This window comes from Paenibacillus sp. GYB006 (genome assembly GCF_036577645.1).
In the GTDB taxonomy this organism is placed as follows: Bacteria; Bacillota; Bacilli; order Paenibacillales; family Paenibacillaceae; genus Paenibacillus.
On sequence record NZ_JARBDA010000007.1, the window covers coordinates 112,891 to 135,127 of the forward strand.

19 protein-coding genes and 1 riboswitch are annotated in these 22,237 nt (G+C 42.9%); of the genes, 6 read left to right on the forward strand and 13 right to left on the reverse strand.

The genetic code is table 11. The annotated features are described in order from the left end of the window. Positions 1 to 16: 16 nt before the first annotated feature. Positions 17 to 961: a substrate-binding domain-containing protein gene (locus tag PV403_RS16775; RefSeq protein ID WP_213529814.1), complete on the reverse strand. Its 945-nt coding sequence runs from the start codon at positions 959 to 961 to the stop codon at positions 17 to 19. Positions 962 to 1,100: 139 nt separating this feature from the next. On the opposite strand from PV403_RS16775, the gene modA reads away from it, so the two are divergent. From modA to PV403_RS16790, 3 genes are all read left to right on the forward strand, one after another. Then, on the forward strand, positions 1,101 to 1,952 hold the full coding sequence (gene modA / locus PV403_RS16780; protein WP_332085336.1) for a molybdate ABC transporter substrate-binding protein: 852 nt from the start codon (positions 1,101 to 1,103) through the stop codon (positions 1,950 to 1,952). Between the two features lie 12 nt (positions 1,953 to 1,964). Next, positions 1,965 to 2,630, forward strand: a complete 666-nt coding sequence (gene modB, locus PV403_RS16785) for a molybdate ABC transporter permease subunit (protein WP_213529816.1) — start codon at positions 1,965 to 1,967, stop codon at positions 2,628 to 2,630. 359 nt (positions 2,631 to 2,989) lie between these two features. Continuing rightward, a riboswitch (cyclic di-AMP (ydaO/yuaA leader) is annotated at positions 2,990 to 3,123 on the forward strand. A 4-nt stretch (positions 3,124 to 3,127) separates the two neighbouring features. Continuing rightward, positions 3,128 to 3,985, forward strand: a complete 858-nt coding sequence (locus tag PV403_RS16790; RefSeq protein ID WP_213529817.1) for a C40 family peptidase — start codon at positions 3,128 to 3,130, stop codon at positions 3,983 to 3,985. A gap of 434 nt (positions 3,986 to 4,419) precedes the next feature. On the opposite strand, the gene PV403_RS16795 is transcribed toward PV403_RS16790, so the two are convergent. The 9 genes from PV403_RS16795 to PV403_RS16835 all read right to left on the reverse strand — a co-directional run bounded on the left by PV403_RS16795 (position 4,420) and on the right by PV403_RS16835 (position 15,623). Continuing rightward, on the reverse strand, positions 4,420 to 5,091 hold the full coding sequence (locus tag PV403_RS16795; protein WP_332085340.1) for a cell wall hydrolase: 672 nt from the start codon (positions 5,089 to 5,091) through the stop codon (positions 4,420 to 4,422). A 170-nt stretch (positions 5,092 to 5,261) separates the two neighbouring features. Then, positions 5,262 to 5,900, reverse strand: a complete 639-nt coding sequence (locus PV403_RS16800) for a cell wall hydrolase (RefSeq protein ID WP_332085342.1) — start codon at positions 5,898 to 5,900, stop codon at positions 5,262 to 5,264. A gap of 140 nt (positions 5,901 to 6,040) precedes the next feature. Then, a complete protein-coding gene (locus tag PV403_RS16805; protein WP_213529822.1) occupies positions 6,041 to 7,258 on the reverse strand; it encodes an MFS transporter in 1,218 nt (405 codons plus the stop codon). A 171-nt stretch (positions 7,259 to 7,429) separates the two neighbouring features. Then, on the reverse strand, positions 7,430 to 8,404 hold the full coding sequence (locus PV403_RS16810) for a hypothetical protein (protein ID WP_332085343.1): 975 nt from the start codon (positions 8,402 to 8,404) through the stop codon (positions 7,430 to 7,432). Further along, positions 8,397 to 9,761 (reverse strand): nucleotide sugar dehydrogenase, encoded by a 1,365-nt coding sequence (locus PV403_RS16815; RefSeq protein ID WP_332085344.1) that lies wholly within the window; start codon positions 9,759 to 9,761, stop codon positions 8,397 to 8,399. Before PV403_RS16815 ends, PV403_RS16810 begins: the two co-directional genes overlap by 8 nt. Positions 9,762 to 9,920: 159 nt before the next feature. Then, positions 9,921 to 10,727, reverse strand: a complete 807-nt coding sequence (locus PV403_RS16820) for a response regulator (protein WP_213529826.1) — start codon at positions 10,725 to 10,727, stop codon at positions 9,921 to 9,923. A gap of 40 nt (positions 10,728 to 10,767) precedes the next feature. Continuing rightward, positions 10,768 to 12,162 carry a glycosyltransferase family 2 protein gene (locus PV403_RS16825; RefSeq protein ID WP_332085395.1) on the reverse strand — a complete coding sequence of 465 codons (1,395 nt, stop codon included), beginning with the start codon at positions 12,160 to 12,162 and terminating at the stop codon, positions 10,768 to 10,770. Positions 12,163 to 12,184: 22 nt separating this feature from the next. Continuing rightward, positions 12,185 to 13,384, reverse strand: a complete 1,200-nt coding sequence (locus PV403_RS16830) for a HEAT repeat domain-containing protein (RefSeq protein ID WP_332085345.1) — start codon at positions 13,382 to 13,384, stop codon at positions 12,185 to 12,187. 16 nt (positions 13,385 to 13,400) lie between these two features. Further along, positions 13,401 to 15,623, reverse strand: a complete 2,223-nt coding sequence (locus PV403_RS16835) for a hypothetical protein (protein ID WP_332085346.1) — start codon at positions 15,621 to 15,623, stop codon at positions 13,401 to 13,403. A gap of 802 nt (positions 15,624 to 16,425) precedes the next feature. On the opposite strand from PV403_RS16835, the gene PV403_RS16840 reads away from it, so the two are divergent. The 3 genes from PV403_RS16840 to PV403_RS16850 all read left to right on the forward strand — a co-directional run bounded on the left by PV403_RS16840 (position 16,426) and on the right by PV403_RS16850 (position 18,749). Continuing rightward, on the forward strand, positions 16,426 to 17,667 hold the full coding sequence (locus PV403_RS16840) for a DNA polymerase IV (RefSeq protein ID WP_332085347.1): 1,242 nt from the start codon (positions 16,426 to 16,428) through the stop codon (positions 17,665 to 17,667). Continuing rightward, positions 17,664 to 17,999 carry a YolD-like family protein gene (locus PV403_RS16845; RefSeq protein WP_332085348.1) on the forward strand — a complete coding sequence of 112 codons (336 nt, stop codon included), beginning with the start codon at positions 17,664 to 17,666 and terminating at the stop codon, positions 17,997 to 17,999. Before PV403_RS16840 ends, PV403_RS16845 begins: the two co-directional genes overlap by 4 nt. A gap of 75 nt (positions 18,000 to 18,074) precedes the next feature. After that, complete coding sequence (locus PV403_RS16850; RefSeq protein ID WP_332085349.1) at positions 18,075 to 18,749, forward strand: SOS response-associated peptidase; 675 nt, start codon at positions 18,075 to 18,077, stop codon at positions 18,747 to 18,749. Between the two features lie 188 nt (positions 18,750 to 18,937). Here the strand turns inward: PV403_RS16850 and PV403_RS16855 are convergent, their stop codons facing one another. The 3 genes from PV403_RS16855 to PV403_RS16865 form a co-directional block, all read right to left on the reverse strand. Continuing rightward, positions 18,938 to 19,225, reverse strand: coding sequence for a stage VI sporulation protein F (locus tag PV403_RS16855; RefSeq protein ID WP_213529838.1), 288 nt, complete (start codon positions 19,223 to 19,225; stop codon positions 18,938 to 18,940). A gap of 89 nt (positions 19,226 to 19,314) precedes the next feature. Further along, the gene (gene recG, locus PV403_RS16860; RefSeq protein WP_213529840.1) at positions 19,315 to 21,360 is read right to left on the reverse strand and encodes an ATP-dependent DNA helicase RecG; all 2,046 of its coding nucleotides are present in this window, start codon (positions 21,358 to 21,360) and stop codon (positions 19,315 to 19,317) included. Between the two features lie 15 nt (positions 21,361 to 21,375). Beyond that, a complete protein-coding gene (locus PV403_RS16865) occupies positions 21,376 to 22,236 on the reverse strand; it encodes a DegV family protein (RefSeq protein WP_213529842.1) in 861 nt (286 codons plus the stop codon). Between the last annotated feature and the right edge of the window lies 1 nt (position 22,237).

Below are 22,237 nucleotides of genomic sequence, written 5' to 3' on the forward strand. Positions count from 1 at the left end.
TCTATATATAGCACATTTACATTCTCAGCATAATCTTCCCTGTCTCCGAAAGATCATATCCAGAAATCATACTAAGCTCATGACGAAATGCATCCGAACGAAGGATATCAAGCACGGTTTGGATGAGTACCGTATTCTCCGGTTGATCCAATAAGACAAGATCATAACGTTCTTTAATAAGCGGAATAAATTCAACTCCCGCTACAACAGATGCTGCTTTCATAGATCCTACCCCAACATCTGCTTCACCAGAGGCAACTTTTGCTGCTACAGCGAAATGACTGGTTTCTTCATTCTCATATCCTTGAATCGTCCCTCTATCCAAACCATGGATACGAAGTTGTTCATCTACAAGAACTCTAGCCCCTGCCCCTTTCTCGCGGTTTACGAATCGAAGCCCCGGTTTAGTAAGATCAGTCCATCCCTGTAACTGATGCGGATTGCCTGGTGCTACATATAATCCAGCCCACCGGCTCATCAGATTAACAACAAGATAGGAAGACCCAACTAAGAGCTTACGAATATAGGGAATATTGTATTCTCCTGTATCTCCATCAAGTAAATGAGTGCTGACGATATCCGACTTCCCTTGATACATAGAGATAAGACTGTCCAGACTTCCCACATAGGAACGCAGTGGTCTTAAAAAGGGTGAATGTTTCTCCAGATAGCTCGACAGAATATCCAGACTCAAGTCTTGGCCCGTAATAACCACTTGTCTTACTCCGCTATTCTCGGAGGCTACATAGAGTTCCCGTTTCCCCATATCATGAGCTGGCTTCGCAACAAAATCTTTGGAAGCCTGTTTGTAAGCCTCCAGATCGGCATGGTCTATTCGCATTTGTTTGCCGACTTTATAAGCGGGTAACTTTCCTTTTTTTATTAAATCATACACGGTCAGTTTGGATATTTTTAAAAGCTTCGCTATTTCCTCTGTTGTATAAGATACATTATCATTCACCTGCAATACCCCCATACAAATCTATACCCGTCATTGTATCATAATCTATTCACAATTTAGCATTGCCATCCTATCTATCATCAATATAATATATTAATTATATCTATATATAATCAATTATAACGAAAAGGTGGTTGTTATGTTCAAATTGAATAAGGTTAGTTATGTTTGTTTTAGTTTTCTCTTCATGATGTTTCTAGCAGCATGCGGTAGTACAAGCAGTACACCGGGCTCTACTTTTACGCCTACAGAGCAAGAATCACAGCAATCTACTCCAGAATCATCCTCTACACAGGCTGAGGTCACTGAGCTTACCATTTCAGCTGCAGCGAGCTTAACGGATGCGCTCGAAGAAATACAGCCGATCTTTGAGGCAAATCATCCGGAAATCCAGCTTACTTTTAATTTTGGTAGTTCCGGCGCGCTGCAGCAGCAAATTGAACAAGGTGCTCCCGTTGATCTCTTTCTGTCAGCTGCGGAGAAGAATATGCAAGCACTGATTGACAACAATCAGATCATGGAAGGATACTCTGAAACTTTGCTGACAAACGAACTTGTGCTTGTATCCGCAAATGACAGTGAGATCGATATAACATCTGAGGTTGATCTAACGAAACCGGAAGTAAAGATTGTAGCCATCGGTATTCCGGAAAGCGTTCCTGCGGGCAGTTATGCCAAAGAAGCACTCGAAGGACTTGGGCTATATGATAAACTGCTTCCAAAGGTTATACAGGCCAAGGATGTCCGTCAAGTATTACAGTACGTTGAAACTGGTAATGCTGACGCAGGTTTCGTATATAAAACGGATGCCATTCTTTCTAAAGTCAACATTGTACATACGGTTGATCCAGAGCTTTACACACCTATCCATTATCCAGTCGGCATTACTGGGGCAAGTAAACATAAAGAGGAGGCCAAAGTATTCTATGAATTCCTCAAATCTGATGAGGCCAAGACCATATTTCAGAAGTACGGGTTTAAAGGCCTTTAGTTTGCGGTGCCTATGATTGACTGGAATTTATTTTGGGCACCCGTACGATTGTCACTGATTATCGCATTGCTCTCAAGCATGGTAACGATCATTGTAGGAAGCTTACTCGCAAAATGGATGTCCAGGAAAACATTCCGCGGTAAGCTTTTTCTCGAGACTGCATTCATGCTGCCCATTGTACTGCCCCCTACCGTTGTTGGATTTTTGTTACTTGTTCTTTTTGGCAGAAACAGCTTCGTCGGTTCAGTAATTGAGCGTATATTTAATGCTCCACTTCTATTTACATGGTGGGCAGCCGTTATTGCTTCGATTGTTGTTTCTTTTCCTCTTGTCTATCAGACGATGAAAGTTGGATTTTCGTCCGTTGATAGGGAGCTTGAAGCAGCTGGACGTTCCATCGGTGCAAATGAATGGCAAGTCTTTCGTTATATTACACTTCCTCTTGTATGGCCTTCTCTTATGACCGCCTATATACTTGGATTCGCCCGTTCACTTGGGGAATTTGGGGCTACACTCATGATTGCAGGCAATATCCCAGGAAAAACGCAGACTGTACCCACTGCTATATATATTGCTGTAGACAGCGGTAATACAACCATGGCTTGGGTGTGGACCGTCTCTATTATTGTTATTTCTTTCCTCCTTTTACTAATAACAGGCCGTAATAAAACGACATAAAATGATAACATCTTTGTAATGATCAGCCCAACAACCCGTTAATTCTAAAAATACGGGTTGTTTTTTTGGTATATTCTTACCAACTAACTAGAAAATAAAGGATATTATATGAAATAATAGATAAATATTTTGTAATAAAAATAAGAAAATTAATAATTTTGGTTACAATATTGTAACCAAAAAAGGTGTTTCAGTTCTTTAGATTAGTGATAAAATACCCCTTTTAAAGGAACTTAACCTCTCTACATAAGTATATAACTAAAAATTCTGCCAAGTTTTAGTGTGCAAAAGGTGAATCGCTGGTTACAAAATTGTAACATTCAACGCTTTTTTTATTATATATTAGTTACAGTTGATTAATATTAATAAAGCCGAATCTACTACTTAGTACGGGGGACGATTTACATACTTGGGGTGAATGGATGATGAAGATCCTAGAGTACCTTCTACTCAAACCCGTCAACTAACCTCGGAGGCTAATGGAGGAATAAATAATAATGATGAAATTTGGTAAATGTATGTTGTTAACTACTCTGCTTGGAGCAGGCTTAGTACTCGGAAATTCGCAAGTGGATGCATCTTCTTCAAGTTCAAATAGTGTAAATGTACAACTTAATGATAGTCTTGTTAATTTTGAAGATGCTTCTCCTTTTCTAGATAATAACGATAGAACGCAAGTTCCATTACGTAAACTTGCAGAAGAAATGAATTATACCGTAAGTTCTTCTAAATCAGGTTCAACTACAACGGTTACTATTAAAAAGAATGGAACCACGATTAAAATTAAAACAGGTTCTACAACAGCAACAGTCAATGGAAAAAGTGTAAGTCTTGATACTCAAGTATTTATTCGCGATAGCCGTACATACGTTCCACTTCGTTTTGTATCCGAAGCCATGGGAAGTGAAGTTGTTTGGAAAAAGAGCTACTCTCTTGTTATGGTAAGTACTACAGGTAAAACATATAGCCCGATTCTTGTAGGGAATGATCATGTAAAAGGAACGAGTATTGTTCAAGAAGCTACAAAATATATAGGTACACCTTATGTATATGGAGGCTCTACTCCAAGCGGATTTGACTGCTCTGGTTTCGTGAAATATGTTTTTGAGAAACACAATGTATCCCTTCCGCGTACAGCAGCTTCCATGTATAAGACAGGAACTTCTGTATCAAAGAGTAATCTGAAGCAAGGCGATCTTGTTTTCTTTAATACAACAGGTTCTGTCTCTCATGTTGGCATTTACGTTGGAAACAATAGTTTCATTTCTGCCACTACTTCCAGTGGTATTAAAATCGACAGCTTGAGTAACACTTACTGGGGTCCTAAATATGTAGGAGCAAAAAGTGTACTCTAATATCATAGATTAGAATGATAAGAAGACATTCACTCCGCGTGTTGGAGATGAATGTCTTCTTTTTGTCTTGTAAGATTTCTTATGGTGACTTTGAGTTATAGCGTGAGCAGGATCAGAGCCGAGAAAAATGAACGTCAGGCCATACGTAGAATGTTCACCAATGTCTACGTCAGTGTGGTTCACGAGTATATTGTTTTGATGGAGTATATTGTCCATCGGGTACATGAATGTACCACAGGCCGCACAAGGACACAGAACCAAGGTTTGTTGTTGTCTAACCATTCGCGTTCCTCTACTCTTCTCGAGGCACTAACTATAGTCAAAAAAGGTACGGCTCCTCAACTGTTTTGAGGAGCCGTACCTTTTCTTTATAAGAAGACTTTTAAGCAGTCTCCTTTAAGAACATCTTTTTTTGACTTCAATATTATAAATTCCTATTTTGTGAATACATGATTCCCTATTGTTTTTATAATAGGACGCGCTTTACTCCAAGCCGATGTAGCAATCTTAGGATTATAATAATAGAGCGCTCCCCCTGTTGGATCTTCGCCATTCAGCGCACGCTTCGCTGCTACATAAGCAGATGAATTAGGAGTGAGGTTATACTGGCCGTCATCCACCGCAGTAAACTGTCTAGGATGAAGGATAACATCTTTTATAGAACTTGGGAACTGATTAGACTGGACCCGGTTAAGGATGACAGCAGCTACCGCCACCTGTCCTTTTAATGATTCGCCCCTCGCTTCACCATTTACGGCTTTAGCCAAAGCATTCAGTGTAGTTCCTGCGGCAGGCACCTTAGCCTTCAAAGCGGATATCGTTCGTTTGCCTGCCTTTCCGTCTACAGCAAGACCACTCCGCTTCTGGAAGGTTTGAACGGCTTTCTCTGTTTGCGATCCATAGTATCCGGTTACGCCAGCAGACAAGTAGCCTAGCGTTCGGAGTCTCTCTTGCAGCTCTACAACTTCAGAGTGCTGAGTTCCTTTTTGAAGAAGCATTGCACTGGCCGGGGAAGCCGCTCCTACTGTACCTATTGCTATCGATCCGCTTAAAAGCAAACCTGCTGTGATTTTTTTCCATTTTTTGTTGTTATTTAATTTGTTCATATATCCTATGACAACCTCCAGATTCGTGATGTAAGTGTAATAGTGGGATCTGGCTTTGCCGATCCTGAAAAAAAAAGCCGGGAGAAAGGGAATTGTTCCTGCTTTCTCCCGGCGACGTGTTTTTCAAGTGCACTCATTCTTACAAATTCAATATTTATTTTGTAAAAGATTTATTTTGTGAAAACATGATTACCAAGTCTTTGTGTAACTGGCCTAGAACTCATCCAAGAAGATGAAGCATACTTCGGATTATAGAAGTATAGAGCACCTTTGGAAGGGTCATATCCTGTCAAAGCTCTGCGTGCTGCCTCATAAGCACCCGCCGTTGGCACACTTAGTTTGCCATCCGCTGCAGGTGTGAATTGTCCTTTTTGAAAAATCACGTTCGTAATGGCGTTCGGAAACGCCGAATTCTGAACCCGATTTAGAATGACAGCACCTACTGCAACTTGTCCAGTAAATGATTCTCCGCCAGCTTCATCTTGAATAATACCTGCCAGATGTTTTAACACTTTGTTATTAATCGGCGCTTTGGCTTTCAGTTTGGCTTCTGTCTTGGGACCAACCTTTCCATCGACAGCTAAGTTGTTCACCCTTTGGAATTTCTTCACAGCCGCAACCGTTTTGTCACCATAGTAACCGCTGATGCCAGCCCAGAAATATTTTATTTTATTCAGTCTTTCTTGGACCTCAACTACTTCGGAACTTCTACTACCCTTCTGTAGTGTCGCAGCACTAGCTGTTGATGATGCACCTAGTATGGAAAGAGCACAGGCACATGTTAAGATAAGTGTGGGTATTTTTTTCATTAGTCTTACATATCCTCCGTTTCATTCGTGATCAGATGCCTTGCATAAAAAAATCTCATCACTGAATTTGGCGGCGCTAAAAGTAACACCTAATGTGTACTATAACATAAGTTACAATTTTGTTACATCTGTCGATGGACCTAATCTACAAGTTCGGTGCCTTTTGTTTCCTTACCTAGCACGAGTACCGCTGCTGCACCAACTAATACCGTAACAAAGAACAAAGTGAATATTGTACTAAAAGAAACCCCTTTTTGGACCAAAAGACCTACAAGAAGCGGTGCAATAACGCCTCCTATTCGGCCAACAGACGCAGATAACCCCACTCCAGTAGAACGTGTTCTCAGCGGATATAGTTCCGGTGTGTATGCATACATGCCTCCCCAAGCTCCCAGATTAAAGAAAGAAAGTGACATTCCTGCAATAATTAAGGATAATTCGGAGCTGGCATTTCCAAACCAAAGCGCACTGAATCCTGTCATCACTAAATATACGACAAGCACAAATTTTCTCCCGAATTTCTCAATAAAGTAAGCCGCAGTAAAATAACCAGGCAACTGTGCGAGTGTCATAATAAGTACATACTGAAAACTTTTGACGAGTTCATATCCTTTTGATGTCATGACACTTGGCAACCATAAAAACATGCCATAGTAAGAAAATACAACCGTAAACCATAAGATCCATAACATCAGTGTGGTCTTCCGATGTTCTACGGACCAAACTGATTTGAATTTCTCTCCAAAGGTAACTTTTTTCAGTTCCTTTTTCTTCTTGAATTCAGGTGGATCCTGAATGGCTTTGCGTAAGTACAGCGCATAAAATGCCGGTAGTGCACCGATTAGAAAAGCTACACGCCATCCATACTCGGGGATGATGAAAAAAGAAATGAGAGCCGAAATAATCCAGCCTGCAGCCCAAAAACTTTCAAGCAGAACAACGGCTCGTCCTCTTTCCTTAGCAGATACCGATTCTGATACCAGCGTTGATGCGACTGGCAGTTCTCCTCCAAGACCAACCCCTGCAACAAAGCGAATGAGGCAAAGGAACACATACCCTGTAGCTAAAGCAGAAAATCCACTTGCTACCGAGAAAATAAGCAGCGTCCACATTAAAACGGCTTTTCTTCCATACTTATCAGCCAGCGTCCCTGCGAGGGCAGCTCCAACGACCATACCAATAGAAGTGGAACTTGTGATCAGCCCTACTTCGCCTGGACTGAGGAGCCATTCCTTCGCCAAAGCAGCTACGATAAAGGACATCATACCTACTTCCATGGCATCAAACATCCAGCTCAGCCCGGCGCTAAAGAGCAGCTTACGTTGTTTCGGATTCTGTAAGACTTCGAGTTTACTCATCGTAATACTTTTGCTCCCTTATGTAATGTATTTGAAGTGGAACCCATCATCTTATTTATAATGATTTAAGACAGCCTGTCAACAAAAAAAGAGAACAGTCTGCTTATGAAGTAAGCATACTCTTCTCTTTTTTCTACTAACTCTTATTTCCGCAACAAGATTTAGGTTTTCCTATTTATTTTCTTTACGAACAAGAGATACATCATCCTTCATTTTCTCATACCACACTTCATAATGATGTACCGCAAGTCCTGCAAAGGAATGATGTTTTGTGCCAAGTTCAGCCGCTGTTTCCATCTCTGATTCCATATTCGTAACTGCTTTCCGGTAAAAGGTTAGATGTTCGCCTTCCTCGGTATGACCAAGCTCGGCACCGATCCATACCTTCTTGTCCAGCTCATCTGCTTCAGCAAGTTCTTCCTTGGAGAGATCGTACATCTGCTGACCGCTGTCTCGATAAGCCATGATGGCAATTGCATCAAACTGATCAATCATCCACCGGCTAAGTGTACTCTTACCATCTGGACTTTCTCGCTTATCAAGCCAAAAAGGAACCGCTGCGCTCATATAGAGGCTTCCTTCAGACCCTGCCTGAATCCACTCTTCTATATTTGCGCTCCATTCTGCAATGACTGCTTGCTCCTCTTGTTCCCAGCGCCGCAATTGATACGGCTCGACATCGAACTGCACACCTGCAAACTGCTCCTCTGGTGCTGCTTCCTGGTTAAATTTCTTTACCCATTCCACCCATACGGTGCCTTCTTCTCGTTTTTCTGTATAAGCCCAGTCTGCATGACCATTGAGTGCATGGACTGAAATGTCGTGAGCTTGTGCTTCCGCATTAAAATGCCTGTATGCTTCATCAGACACGCTTTCCTTCGTTTGCAGAAAAACAGTATTCACCTTTTGTTCTGCTAAGAACATCACAATTTCATCTGTACGCTCTTCAATAATCGAAGCATCCCATAGCCATGTCGCTTTATTTTCATTCACCTCAGGTGATTTCAGCATGAAATACAGGATAAGTAAAAGGACAAAGATGATTAATAAGCTGCTTCCTTTTACCCATGCCGGCCATGTATTCCATGCATACCCTCCTTTACTCGGTGGCTTCTTCGCAGCGTTCACCGTATCTTTTTTAAGCAAATACCGCTTCTTCCTGCGACGTCACGGGATGCTGTACAGAGTGGCCTATTTTATAGATGTGCGGTAATGGGTATTCTTTGAATGCATTACGAGTGTCAAGTACAGGTACGCCCAGCGATGCGATTTCATCATACTCTAGATTTTTATGGTTCGTAATTAGAACGATGCAGTCATATCCTTTGAAGTTAGCTGGGTTATACTCCACGCTATGAACCGTTTCTCCATGTTTATCGCGGAAAGTATCTGCATACGGATCAAAGTACTCTACATTCGCACCTGCTTCTTTAAAGAGCTCGTAAACTTCAAGAGCAGGAGATTCACGAAGGTCCGCAATGTTTGGTTTGTATGCCATACCGAGCAGCAAAATGTTTGATTTACGAATGGATTTCGCATATTCATTCAGAATGGTTGCTGTTTTGTTCATTACGTAATACGGCATATTCTCATTAGTGGATTGAGCAAGTTCAATAAATTGGCTGTAGAATCTAAAACCTTTCGCTTTCCAGGATAAGTACATTGGATCAAGCGGAATGCAGTGTCCACCGATACCTGGGCCCGGATAGAATGGCATAAAGCCAAATGGTTTTGTAGCAGCTGCGTCAATTACTTCCCAAATATCAATTCCCATGCGGTCACACATCATCGCCATTTCATTCACAAACGCAATATTTACACTGCGGAATGTATTTTCAAGCAGCTTGGACATCTCTGCAATTTTTGGATTGGATACAGGAACTACCGTTTCTACATACTGGCTGTACAGTGCTGCTCCGAGTTTTAAGCACTCTTCTGTAGTACCGCCAATTACTTTTGGTGTATTAAAAGTAGTAAATCTGCCGTTTGACGGATCCACACGTTCTGGTGAGAAGCAGAGGAAATAATCTTCTCCTACTTTTTTACCAATCGCTTCAAGTTTATGCTCAATCAATTCTTCCGTTGTACCAGGATAAGTTGTGCTCTCAAGCGTGATGAGCATACCTTCCTTCATATGCAATTTGATTTGGTCTACCACGGTTTCAATGTATGATGTATCCGGATCCTGGTTTTCACTGAGCGGTGTTGGCACACAGATACTTAGTGCATCGATCACACGCAACATGCTGTAATCTGTTGTTGGCTGAAAGCGACCGCTTTGCATTACCGTTTTCAGGTCTTCCGAAGAAATATCATGAATATAGGACTCGCCTTGATAAATACTCTCCACTTTGGATGGGTCTAAATCAATACCGATTACCGTAAATCCTTGCTTCACCATTTCTACTGCGAGCGGCAGGCCAACATATCCTAGCCCTACTACACCCAACACGGCTTTCTTGCTTTCAATTGCGTTCATTAAAGTATGGAATTGCTCTTTCACAGTACTTCACCCTCCAAATGGAATTTTAGGTAAGCAGGTTGCATCATTTGATTGCGATGATACACAGCTCACTGACTTTTTATGTGTTAAATCAGGACTACCTTATCAGTTTGAAATCTACTATTTTACAAGCTACGATTACTGTAAGTGCTATGATTTCTATTGAAAACAGCGACGAATACGGGCATCGAGTTCCACAGGTGAAAAAGGTTTGGTTACATAATCTTCTACACCTTTTTCAAAACACTGGGTGATGGTCTGCTCTACTCGCTGGTCTGTCAAAACAATTACTTTTGGCTGCTGTTTTAGATCCAGGTTTTGAATCTGATGGATAAAAGGAACTCCACTCATTCCGTACAAATTAAGTTCGGTCAGAATAAGATCCGGTTCCACTTTTACAGCCATATCGAGGGCACTAAGTCCATCCACTGCTTCATAAATGTCATATCCTTGCAAAGCAAGGCGGATTTGAAGAAATTCTCTTGTTGATTGTTCTTGATCTACAATAAGAATCTTCCCTGGCCGTACCGCTGTTTCATTTGGTGTATATAATTTGATATCTGCATCCGTACTGAGTCTTGCGGATTCAGCCATACTTTTCAGCATGTGCTTGCTTGCTTTCCCCATTTCAGGGAAACTTGCAATTGTCAGACGCGGATCTACACCGGGTAACACTTGCATCAGGCTCTGTTTGATTAACAGTGCCTGATAGTGTGTACGATTAAGTGACATAAAAGGAAGGAAGACCGCAATCGTATTTGTCTGCGTATCTTTCCAGACCTGATATTCCGTTTCGCAGATCCTTGCGAGAATATCCTGCAGCTCCGCATCCGGCTGCTGGTCCCTATCCATGCAGTGGACAAACACAACGCCGCTGTTTTCGTTAGCCATTCCTTTTAACTGCTCATCCAGAATGTCATATACACTGTCCTTCATCTGGCGCTCAAGAGTTACTGTATTTGCCATAAGACTCATCTCCACCTTTCAACATTCACTTTTACCTTACTTAAGCAGCCTCTTCGGCTTTTGGTTCTTCCCAGCTCTGTCTTGTCATCGTTCCCCAGGAGTTATTCTTTCTCATAAACTGGATATGTCCTTGTACTCTCCAGAGGACGCCAAGCTGATGATACCCTACAAACTTAAGAGCAGAAAAAGCTAACATTTTCACAAGATCAGACGGTTTTGGATAACGGCGGAAAGCAATCTCTTCGAGAATCAGGGCTCCTACACTCAGCAGATAGCCGCTTAAGAAATTAAGGAGACCAAAAATCAATAGAACAGGCCATGCCGTCATATCCAGCATAACGTAACCTACTAAAGCTAGAAGTCCAGTAATCCGGAAATAAGGATTCAATGCCTCGAAAAAGATGTTATACGGCATCGTAAGCATTCCCATTGTTTTATACTTGGGTCTGAACATCATATTTCCGTTCTCCAGCATATTTTTCAGGTTTCCCCGACCCCAGCGTTTACGTTGATTCGAAATAATCTGGTACGTATCTGGAGCTTGAGTCCAGCAGACTGCCTCTGGACAGAATGCAATACGATACTTTTTCTTGTTTTCCAGCATATAGCGATGAAGCTTGATAATGATGTTCATGTCTTCTCCGGGATATCCATCACGATATCCACCTACTGCAATAACAGCCTCTTTCTTAAATACTCCAAAAGCACCTGAAACGATAATCAGCCCATTTATTGAACTCCAGCCAATTCGTCCGCCAAGGAACGCTTTTAAATACTCAATAGATTGAAACATCGGCCACATTTTACGCGGAAGTGACACATCTTTTACAGCACCATTTTCAATCTTGCATCCATTTGCAATACGAACATCTCCGCCGATCGCAACGGTTTCTTCTGGGTTCTCCAGATACATACGAGCCATGCGAATAAGCGCATCCTTCTCAAGTAAAGAATCTGCATCAATCGATGAGATCAGAGGATAATGTGAGAAATTAATTCCAGCATTCAGTGAATCCGCTTTACCGCCATTATTCTTATCAATGAGATAGAGAAAAGGATAATCCGGGTTATGATATACACCGCGAATCTGCTCACATCTGATCGTTCCACGGAAAGTCGGATTTTGAACGGGTTTAAGTCCGAATTCTTTGATGAGTACAGGTATCGTCTTGTCTGTAGAACCATCATTGACGACAATGACCTCGTATGTCGGATAGTTGAGTGTCATCAGACATTTTACATTTTCTATAATCGTCAATTCTTCGTTAAACGCAGGTACCAAAAGCGAGATAGGAGGAACGACATCCGATCCCGCTAAGCTTTTAAAGCTGGAATACTCTGCTCGGCGGCGAACTGTAAAGATATCTTTGTAAGAAAAACATAAAATTCCGAAATATAAGACAGTAACAAAAATAACGTAATAAATGATAACCATTCCATAGCCAAGCAATATATCTTTAAGCAGTGAAATCCCCTCCAATAACCTCTGACATACGGCGAGTTTGTTTTTCTTTCGGTGAAGTTCCGAAATAATGTTGATAGATTAGTCTTTTCTTGTTCAGTGACATCATTTTTTCAACTTCTTCTTGGCCGTCAGCCGTAGCCATCGCACGCTCTGTATAGGCAAGAGCTGCTTCCCTAGCCGTACCGCTTGCCGTAGCCGCTGTTTCGCAAAGCACTTCAAAACCGCGCACACCAAGTCCCGCAAGACTTTCTGCACTTTGATTACGCACAAGCACATCTGCATCGCTCAGTCCTTTTTGTAACAGCTGGATACTGTCTTCCGTGTGGATGGAACCAAGAGCGTTTGCCATTGCCGTTCTAACCTCAGGATTTGAATCTCGCATTAATTCTTTCATCGTTTGATCCTTGAGTACAGGACCTCTGCTTAGATAAAGTTTAATCGCATCTGTACGTATCGTTTCATCCTTCGAACGGAACAACCGGATAACAGCCGGCATCACTTCTGGAGATGTATAAGCATAGGAAGCAACGAGTCCCACTTTTACATCATTATAGTGATCTGATTCAAGCAGTTCTTGCAGCAGATTACTCGGTGTAAGACTCGTTTCCATCAGAATATCAGCAGCGAGTTCATAAACTGGTTTTCCTTTATCAAGGAGATATCTGAGCATCTCTTTCAGCTCAGCAGGCCGTTCTGCGCACTTCGCTACCGCTCTGGCGTATATGACAGCATGGGCTACCTTTTTTTCTTCTTTTAGCACTTGCAGCAAAGCTGTCGTCGCTTCGGCAGCTCGTATTCCGCCGAGCCTGTAAGCAGCTTCTATTGTTCTGCTGGTCGAGATGCTGTCAAGCTGTTTCATTTGCTTCGCAATATAACCCGTTTCCCTAGCTATGTCGCGTAGTTTTGCAGCATGCTCTCCTTTAATCTGATCATGGATGGCGATTAATCGATCCATAATTACTTCCTCTTCCATTTTTGTCAGTTTTCCTGGGGGAAGCTCAATTTTCTCATTCCCCGTCAGGTTTGCCTGAACATAAACGAAGTAATCCTTGTGTTTACTTGTATACTCTTCTTTTTTGCGTTCTTTTGAATTGTGGGTCGTTTTCATCGTTATGAGCAAACCGATCCCCACGACAATGAGTCCTGCGCACGAATAAAGGAAAATGTACGCCAGGGCCAAATTAGAAAACATGGATAAGTATCCTCCTTTATTTTTGCTGCGTTTGTAATTCTGAGTATGTTTCTTTCATGAGATCATAGCTCTTTTTAAAACGTTCACTATAATTCACAGTTTCCCATGGGTCCCATGAATAAGCCTGAATGTCTTGTATATCAAATGTATCCTCTTTGCCGCCAGGCCAAGATACGTTACCGCTGCTAAGATCAGTCAACCAAGGGATCAGCCGAATTCCTTCCGTTGTTACCGTCTGAAATTCCTTATTTTCTGTTAACGGGCTGTAATCAATGACCTGTAGTGAACTCGGATCTCCAAAACCAAGCAGCATCCACGGAATGCGGACCTCTATTTCTTTCCCTTCGTACTGCCAAAGGGTTAGTGAATCGTAATCAGCAGCATCGGGATTTGTCGTGCCCCGGTTTAACAGGCCTACAACTTCATCCATATAAGGGTGGGCATATTTGGTATCAGGCGGATTCATCAACAGACTGATGGCCAGCTTCCAAGGAACAAATGACGGTGTATCCTTTGTCTGTTCCTCCAGCATCCAATAGCCTTCCGGTCCATATAATCGCTGGTTAAAGTCATAGCTTTTCGCGATAGCTACTTCCGATTCCTTATCCTTGCCTATTGTAATCAGCGTTTCCAGATCTCCGCCTTTTAGTGTTTTATCTGGAAGAGATTCAAGCGGCTGATTGCCGCCAGGAAGCGTATCTGTACCGATATTCAACTTCGTCTTAGATGGATCAAATGGTTCATCGAGCGTAATCCCCATATATAGATAAGCTTCATCATGAGTTAATTGAATACTCTCGATGCCTTCTGTTTCCCCTTGCCAAAGCTTAATTTGTTCAGCCGGAAGCGTGGACCACTCATCCAGTTTCCCATCGATAAACAACTGGTTTTGTTTGCCTGCTTCCATGGCGAGAATACCGAACATCTTCTCATTCGTGAGTACGTTCAGCCAGTAAGCTTTACGATCTGCAGGAATTTCGAATGGCATCGTATTCCACGTCTTCTTAAACCACTCATCCTGCCACATGAAAAGAACAGCTCCGGCATATCCTTCATCAAAGATATCCTTGGTTAGCGACTGGTTAATCTCACCCTGTTCCTGCTCATTATGTCCCCCTTGATCTTTCCCTCCGGGACCATAATGAGATATTCCGAGAGAAGACGGAACTCCGTATTCTGTAATCATTATAGGTAGATCGGGAAACTCGGATTTAAGCTTACGTAAGTACGCTTTGTACGTGTTGTATTCCCCTTGTTCATCTTTTATCGTCTGCAGCGTTTTGTCTGTACGGAAGAAGTCTGGATAATAAGGATAGACGTGATAGGCTGCAAAATAACCGCCTTGCCAATTCACAGGTTCAATATGTCTCGCATCTACGCTTACCAAATCTTCTTCAAACAGCGGCTCGCCTGGATGTTCAAGCACATCGGTTGTAACCCAGTTGGTAAAAGTTAAGGGGTGTTCCCATCCGTATTTCTGTTCTTCCTTTGCTACTTCATCCAGCAGCTCAGCAAGCCAGTTCTCGAAGGGGCTCGCCTCTTCGGTACCTGAAAAGTGTTCACCGGCATAGCGAGGATGATCCGAATACTTGTTATTTGTTTCCTTTACCATCTCGGGGTCCCACTCGGTACCCAGATGCCATGCTAGCAGATACTGGCCTACATTCGCTCTGTACTTACCACTCGATTCTCCATTCACATGCGGGATATCCGCATCTCCATACACTGCCGATACTGCTTTTTTTATTTCTGCTTTAAATTTTTCTTCAATTCCTTCGGCAAAAGCGTCCCTTTGCTCAATCAGTTGTTCTTCTGGTGACCAGATCCCTTGCATGAAGTACAGCGGGTGTTCCTTGCCTTTGTTATACTCTGCGAGCGCTGAATAAAACACGGGCTGATGAACCGTATAGATGCGGATTACATTTGCGCCCAGATCTTCAATCTGTTGAAACCATCTAAGATAATCTTCTTTTACTAACGGAAATTCACCTGGGTAATGACCTGGTTTCGTTGAACCCAGGTTAACCCCCTTCACAAACAGTTCTTGCCACTTTCCTTCCTGGCTGTATTGTAAGAACTGATTGCCTTCTGTTTTGAATTTCAGTTTCGTTCCGTCTTCTGCTGTAAAAGTATTTTGTGCTGGCTTCAAGTATGAGTATGCTGCCCATCCTCCACCGCCAAAAATAAGAATGCCAATTAAGATGCCTACAGCAAATCGTTTTCTCTGTCGTCTGCTCATGGTTTCCTGGTTCGCTCCACTTCTAAAATCATTCTTAGTCATCGTAAGGCAAAAACGAGTTTTGCAATGCCTCCCTTTAATTTACAGATTGCCTGCAATGCAGAATCGGATTCTGTCGTTTGGCGAATGTCTGTAACTTCTCTATTAACTATATCGCCAAGCTTTCCCTTTTGTAACTAGGCAAATGGAAGGAAAGATAGATTGGATAATATTGCCCAGTTTCAAATCATGATCCTGGGTTTAGGGTCCGATCATCCTAAAAATCCAACTTTCTTTTTACTGCTCTGTCTACACCAAAGCAACACCTGAACTTCTCTTCAATAATCAAGAAAAATCCTTACTCATCAGTAGTTACAGCTCTGTTTTCCTTCCCCTCTGCCTATATAATGTAACGCATGTAATCACCTAAAGTTGCTATTTGTTTACAATTTTAACCATAGTTATTACAAAATTGATACTATAGTCCGATATCAAAAACGTGAAAAGCCTTGATATACCAGCATTCTTAAAATATCAAACTTTACAAAAAAATCGGATGGTCCTGTATCCAGGACAAATTTATTTAATTTTCCTTTATATTCTGCTTATAATCCCCTGATTTCTGACTCCCTGGTCTCAAATCACTCGCTCTTTATGTTAAAAACCGAGTCCTTTTTCCTAATTTCTAATACTTTCTGAGCATTTCAGAAAATCTCATCTCTTTTCAAAAAAATTCCGGTTGCTGTATGTATATTTCTCCGTTATTCTTATAAAATAAGAACATGTGTTCTATTATGGAACGAATGAAGAGGAGTATGGTCTTATGGAGCGGAAAAAACGTGTGATTATGCTGGCTGATTGTCAGTCTTTTTATGCCAGTGTGGAGAAGTCAGCCCATCCGGAGTATATGAGTCGCCCCCTTGTCGTTGCAGGCGATCCGGCTCGCAGGTCCGGAATCATTCTTGCCGCCTGTCCACTGGCCAAGACCTACGGAATTACAACAGCCGAGCGCCTGTCCGATGCAATTGCCAAATGCCCAGATGTCGTTGTAGTCAAACCTCGAATGGCAGAATATATCCGGGTTTCTCTCCATATTACAAGTATTTTTCAATCCTATACGGATCTTGTGGAGCCCTACAGCATTGATGAACAATTTCTTGATGTAACAGGCAGTCTAAGGTTATTCGGTTCACCGGAAGAAATCGCTCGCCAGATCCAGCAGCAAGTTTGGCTTGAAACCGGAGTACGGGTACGGATCGGAATCAGCGATACCAAGGTCGTGAGCAAGATGGCCTGTGATTTGTTTGCTAAGAAAAATAAGACAGGGATCTATATTCTTCCGAAGGAAGATATAGCTGAGAAACTCTGGTCTATGCCCATTCGAGACATGTTTATGGTCGGCTCGAGAATGGCTCATCATTTTTATAAGATGGGTATTCATACGATTGGGGATTTAGCCCGCACTCCTCTCCCACGTCTGCGTGACCGCTGGGGTGTCAATGGGGAAGTCTTATGGCGTATTGCGAACGGAATAGATGATTCGCCTGTAAGACCCAGCACTTTTATACAGCAACAAAAAGGAATCGGTCATCAAATGACCCTTCCGAGAGACTACACTACATGGTCAGAGATTCGTGTTGTCCTGTTGGAACTGGCTGAACTTGTTGCAAGAAGGGCCAGGGAGAAAGGACTTATGGGCCATGTTGTATCTGTCGGCTGCCGGGGAACCAACTTTGACAAACCCACCGGTTTTTCCAGACAAATGAAGATCAAGGAACCTACGCAAATTACCACAGAAGTTTATAAAGCAGCCAGTGAGTTATTCCAGCGCTACTGGGATGGTCAGCCTGTAAGAAGAGTGGGTGTATCTCTAACAGAACTGATCCCTGATACGGAATATCAATTAACCTGGTTTGATAACCGGGAGCAACAACGGGAACTTGATAAAGTAACAGATGCGATCAAACGTAAGTTTGGAGACACTGCTATTATTCGTGCTTCCTCTCTTGAGCATGCAGGTCAGATACATGATCGTTCCCGCAAAATTGGAGGTCACTATCGATGAGTAAAAAATTACAACAAAACGGATTATTTGAATCCTCACGAATGATGCTTCCCGAACATCGCGAAGCTTATGTACAACATCAGCAAAAATTAGCTCCAAGGTCCCGGCCGATCCTTGATCCTCAAGCGTTCGAAGAAATGTCACGTCTACTTGCCGAGTCACTGATGTTACAAGAGCCTGTGACGATTGTCTTGTTCGATGAGTGGGAAGATATCCATCTTACCGGAACCGTTGTCAAGTTTGATCAGGCAGGAAGATCGATTCGTATACAGGACCTGGCCGGACTCCATGATGTTCGAATGAGACATATTATTGATGTTCATGCTAATTAACCTGCTACGTCTTCAAGACAGGTTTTCTAAGGAGTCATACGTTATAATGATACAAAAACGGAAGGTGTGCTAACTTTGTGCGGAAGATTCACCCTTGGTGTCACGATGGAAGAATTGATGCTTCGTTATATGCTTGATGATATTCCAGAATATATGGATTACCGCCCTCGTTATAATATTGCGCCAACCCAGCAGGTTGTTGCCATTATTCATGATGGTACAAGACGAAGAGCGGGTACACTCCGCTGGGGACTGATCCCCCACTGGGCAAAAGATATCAGCATCGGCAGTAAATTAATCAATGCTCGCAGCGAGACCCTGCTCGAGAAACCTGCCTTCCGTGAGTCCTTTCTTCGTAAACGCTGCCTTATACCAGCCGATGGATTCTATGAATGGCAAAAGCAGGAGAATGGAAAAAAGGTACCCTTTCGAATCACCATGGAAGACAAAGGTATTTTTAGTTTCGCAGGATTATACGACATATGGATAAGCCCAGAAGGGCAAAAAGTAAGCAGCTGTACCATCATTACCACAAGGCCCAATTCTCTTATGTCTCCCATTCATGATCGTATGCCTGTTGTCATCCCTTCGGGACAGGAAGATCGGTGGCTGAATCGATCGGTTCAGCGCCCAGAGGAGATATCCTCGCTTCTTAGCCCCTATCCTGCAAATCAGATGCAGGCTTATCCGGTATCTGCTGCCGTGGGCAAGGTAGCGAATGACAGTATCGAGCTGATCTCGCCGGTATAACGGAAGTATCCTAGATTAACACAGGTATAATGGAAGTATCCTAGATTAACTTCAAGCCATAATCAAAAAAGAGGGGGCTGAATATAAATTCAGTCCCCCTCTTTTTTGCAGTTTTTTTTCGCACAACACGCAAGACATCATTTCAGATCAGCAGTAACCTAAACAAAGATCAACCTGCACCCACCTATTCAGCGAAACATTCCCCATAGTTTAATGAGATGCAAAGTATTGTTCGGATCTATCTTTTGGTCAACCACAAATTTGACAAAACGTTCCTCATCCGCCGGCGTAAATTTCTCATTCAATATAGCAGCAGACGATTTTACCAGTCGTCTTACTTTGGCACTATTCTGAAGATCTGATTTTGTAACTCCATCAACCAGCAATTTGACTCGTTCCTTCGCTGCCGGATTTTTCATTTTTGTCTTGATTCGCTCCACCAGCTGCGGACTAATGCCATATTTTTGATAGCTCAAAGAACGTTACACCTCCCGCATATTGTAGTCCCTCATTACTATATGCGAGAGGTGCCCGTCCACTTGACCTCTATTTTATAAAACATGATTTAATCCATGATATCGCCTTGGAAAATTTGTTCCTTCTGCAAGAAACCTCGTAACGCCTCATATCCAGGAGAAGTCCAGAATGACTCACTAGATACGAGTGAAGCAGCATCATCACGGGCTACCTCAAGCACTTCAAAGTCGCTGACCATATCCGCAATTTTAAAGTCAGGCATACCGCTTTGCTTCGTTCCAAAGAAATCTCCGGGTCCCCGCAAATCCAGATCCCGCCGTGAAACCTCGAATCCATCTTCCGTTTCTGTCATAACCTTCATTCGCTCTTGGCCTATCTCTGACTTCGGATCTGCAATAAGTATGCAATACGATGCATGGGAGCCCCTTCCTACACGCCCGCGTAGCTGATGAAGCTGGGAGAGTCCGAATCGCTCTGCATCCATAATAATCATCAGCGTCGCATTCGGTACATCGACTCCCACCTCAACTACGGTAGTGGATACAAGCATCTGGGTCTTGTTCTCATAGAAAAGCCGCATCGACTCTTCTTTCTCTGACGGCGTCATGCGCCCGTGCAGAAGACCTACCTGATACTGAGGGAGAGCTTGCTGCATCGCTACATGCAGATCAATCGCATTCTGAACGTCGAGCTTCTCCGATTCCTCAATGAGAGGGCAGATCAGGTACGCTTGACGACCTTGACTCAGTTCTCGAGTAATAAAACCAATGACCCGATCCATCATATCGTGCTTCACCCAGTAAGTAGAGATTGGGATTCTCCCTTTAGGACGTTCAGAGATAGTGGATACATCAATATCACCAAAGGCCGTGATGGCAAGTGTTCTTGGAATTGGTGTAGCTGTCATCGTGAGAACGTCTGGGTTATATCCTTTACGGCGCAGTACACTGCGCTGATTGACCCCAAACCTATGCTGTTCATCCGTAACAACAAGGCCAATATCTCGGAAAAATACATCATCCTGTATAAGAGCATGCGTACCTACGACCACGTCGATAAGACCCATTTGCAGTCCCGCTAAAATCTCTTTTCGTTTACGGCCTGGTGTGCTTCCTGTGAGCAGAGCCACTTGGATATCAAAAGGAGTAAACAGCTTTTCAAGCGAGCGCATATGCTGTTCTGCCAATATTTCAGTCGGCACCATTAACGCCCCCTGAAAACCAGAACGTACCGCAGCGAACAAAGCGATGGCAGCAATGACCGTTTTACCTGAACCAACATCTCCTTGAAGCAGCCTGTTCATGCAGTGCGGAGAGCGCATATCATGCAATATTTCCAGTTCTACTCGTTTCTGAGCATCCGTAAGCTCAAAAGGTAAACTGCGAACAAACTCTCGAACGGTGCTATTGGAAACGGTATGTACGACTCCATCGCTTTTCCCTCGATTTATAGCACGAAATGCCTGCATTTTCAGTTGAAATAAAAAAAGTTCTTCGTATACCATACGTCTACGTGCTTCTTGACCAGCCTCTGGATCACCAGGCTGATGAATCAGCGCGATAGCCCGTTTACGAGGCATGAGGTTATATTTACTAAGCAGTTCAGCAGGAAGCAATTCAGGTACAAGGTCGCCATATTGCTGAAGTGCTTGGTTAATGGTTTTCCGCAGCCAATTTTGTGTCATCTTCCCGCCTATAGAATAGACAGGCTGAACAGACCCGGTACGTACTGCTCCTTTGTCTGGAAATTCAGACTCCGAGACAGTAAGCTGCATTCGTTTCTGATCCCATTTTCCCGTCAGCGTGATTTCCCGATTCGGCGTTAGCTGATCTTTCAGAAAATGACGATTAAACCATGTCGCTGAGAACATAAAATCTTCTGTCATCATCCGGCAAGTGAGTCTCGACTTGCGACCATATCGCTGCAGCACAGGTACACCCATGATTTTGGCCTGAACCGTCACTCGATCCCCATCTTTCACCTCTGTTAAAGAACGCAGACGGTAGTCCTCATAACGGAAAGGATAATACTCAAGCAAATCTTTCACGGTATAAATGCCAAAGGCGTGAAGCTCTTCTTCTTTAAGAGCACTCACGCCGCTAACTTGCTTCACCGATGTTTCTTCTAACAACATAAAGCATCCCTCATTTTATGCCGGCCATACAAAAATAGCAATCGTTCCAAAACCTACGTGGCTGCCAATAACAGCACCAATGTTCGGATAAACCACTTCACCGAGTTCAAACCGGGTTTGGATCAGTGAGATAAAAGTTTCAGCCGAGGCAGGATTGGCTGTATGACCGACAGCAATATTAATTCGTTTTCCCGCAAAGTCTTGTTCAAACATCTGAATGATGCGTTCCATAGCTTTTTTCTGGCCTCTAATCTTCTCGACAGCGTAGATAATTCCCTCATCGTCTATCGATAGAACAGGCTTAATATTAAGCAAGGTACCCAATACAGCAGAAGCTTTACCGATTCGTCCGCCTTTTTGCAAATATTCTAAGGTATCCACTAAGAAATACAGCTTACGCTGCTGATGAAGCCTAAGTACAGCGGCTTCAATCTCTTGTGCATTCTTTCCCGCCTGTGCCAGCTGTGCAGCATGTACAACGAGCAGTCCATACCCATAGCTGGCAGATTTAGAATCAATAACCGTAATCTCTGCCGTCTGCTCATCTTCAAGCATCGATTTACCAAGCAGTGCAGATTGATATGTTCCGCTCATACCTGATGATAAGTGGATCGAAACAATCTGACTGCCTGGATGATCATTCAGAATTTGGCTGTACACATTCATAAACTCGACTGGCGAAGGCTGGGAAGTGGAAGGCAGTACCTTAGCATTCCCAAGTTTCTCATAAAACGTAGCAGGACTGAGTTCAATCCCATCGAGATATGTTTCCTGATCAAATACGACTCGAAGCGGAACCACATGAATCTGATACTTCGCAACAAGTTCATCAGGAATATCCGCAGTACTATCCGTAACAATGAAAACTTGGCTCATG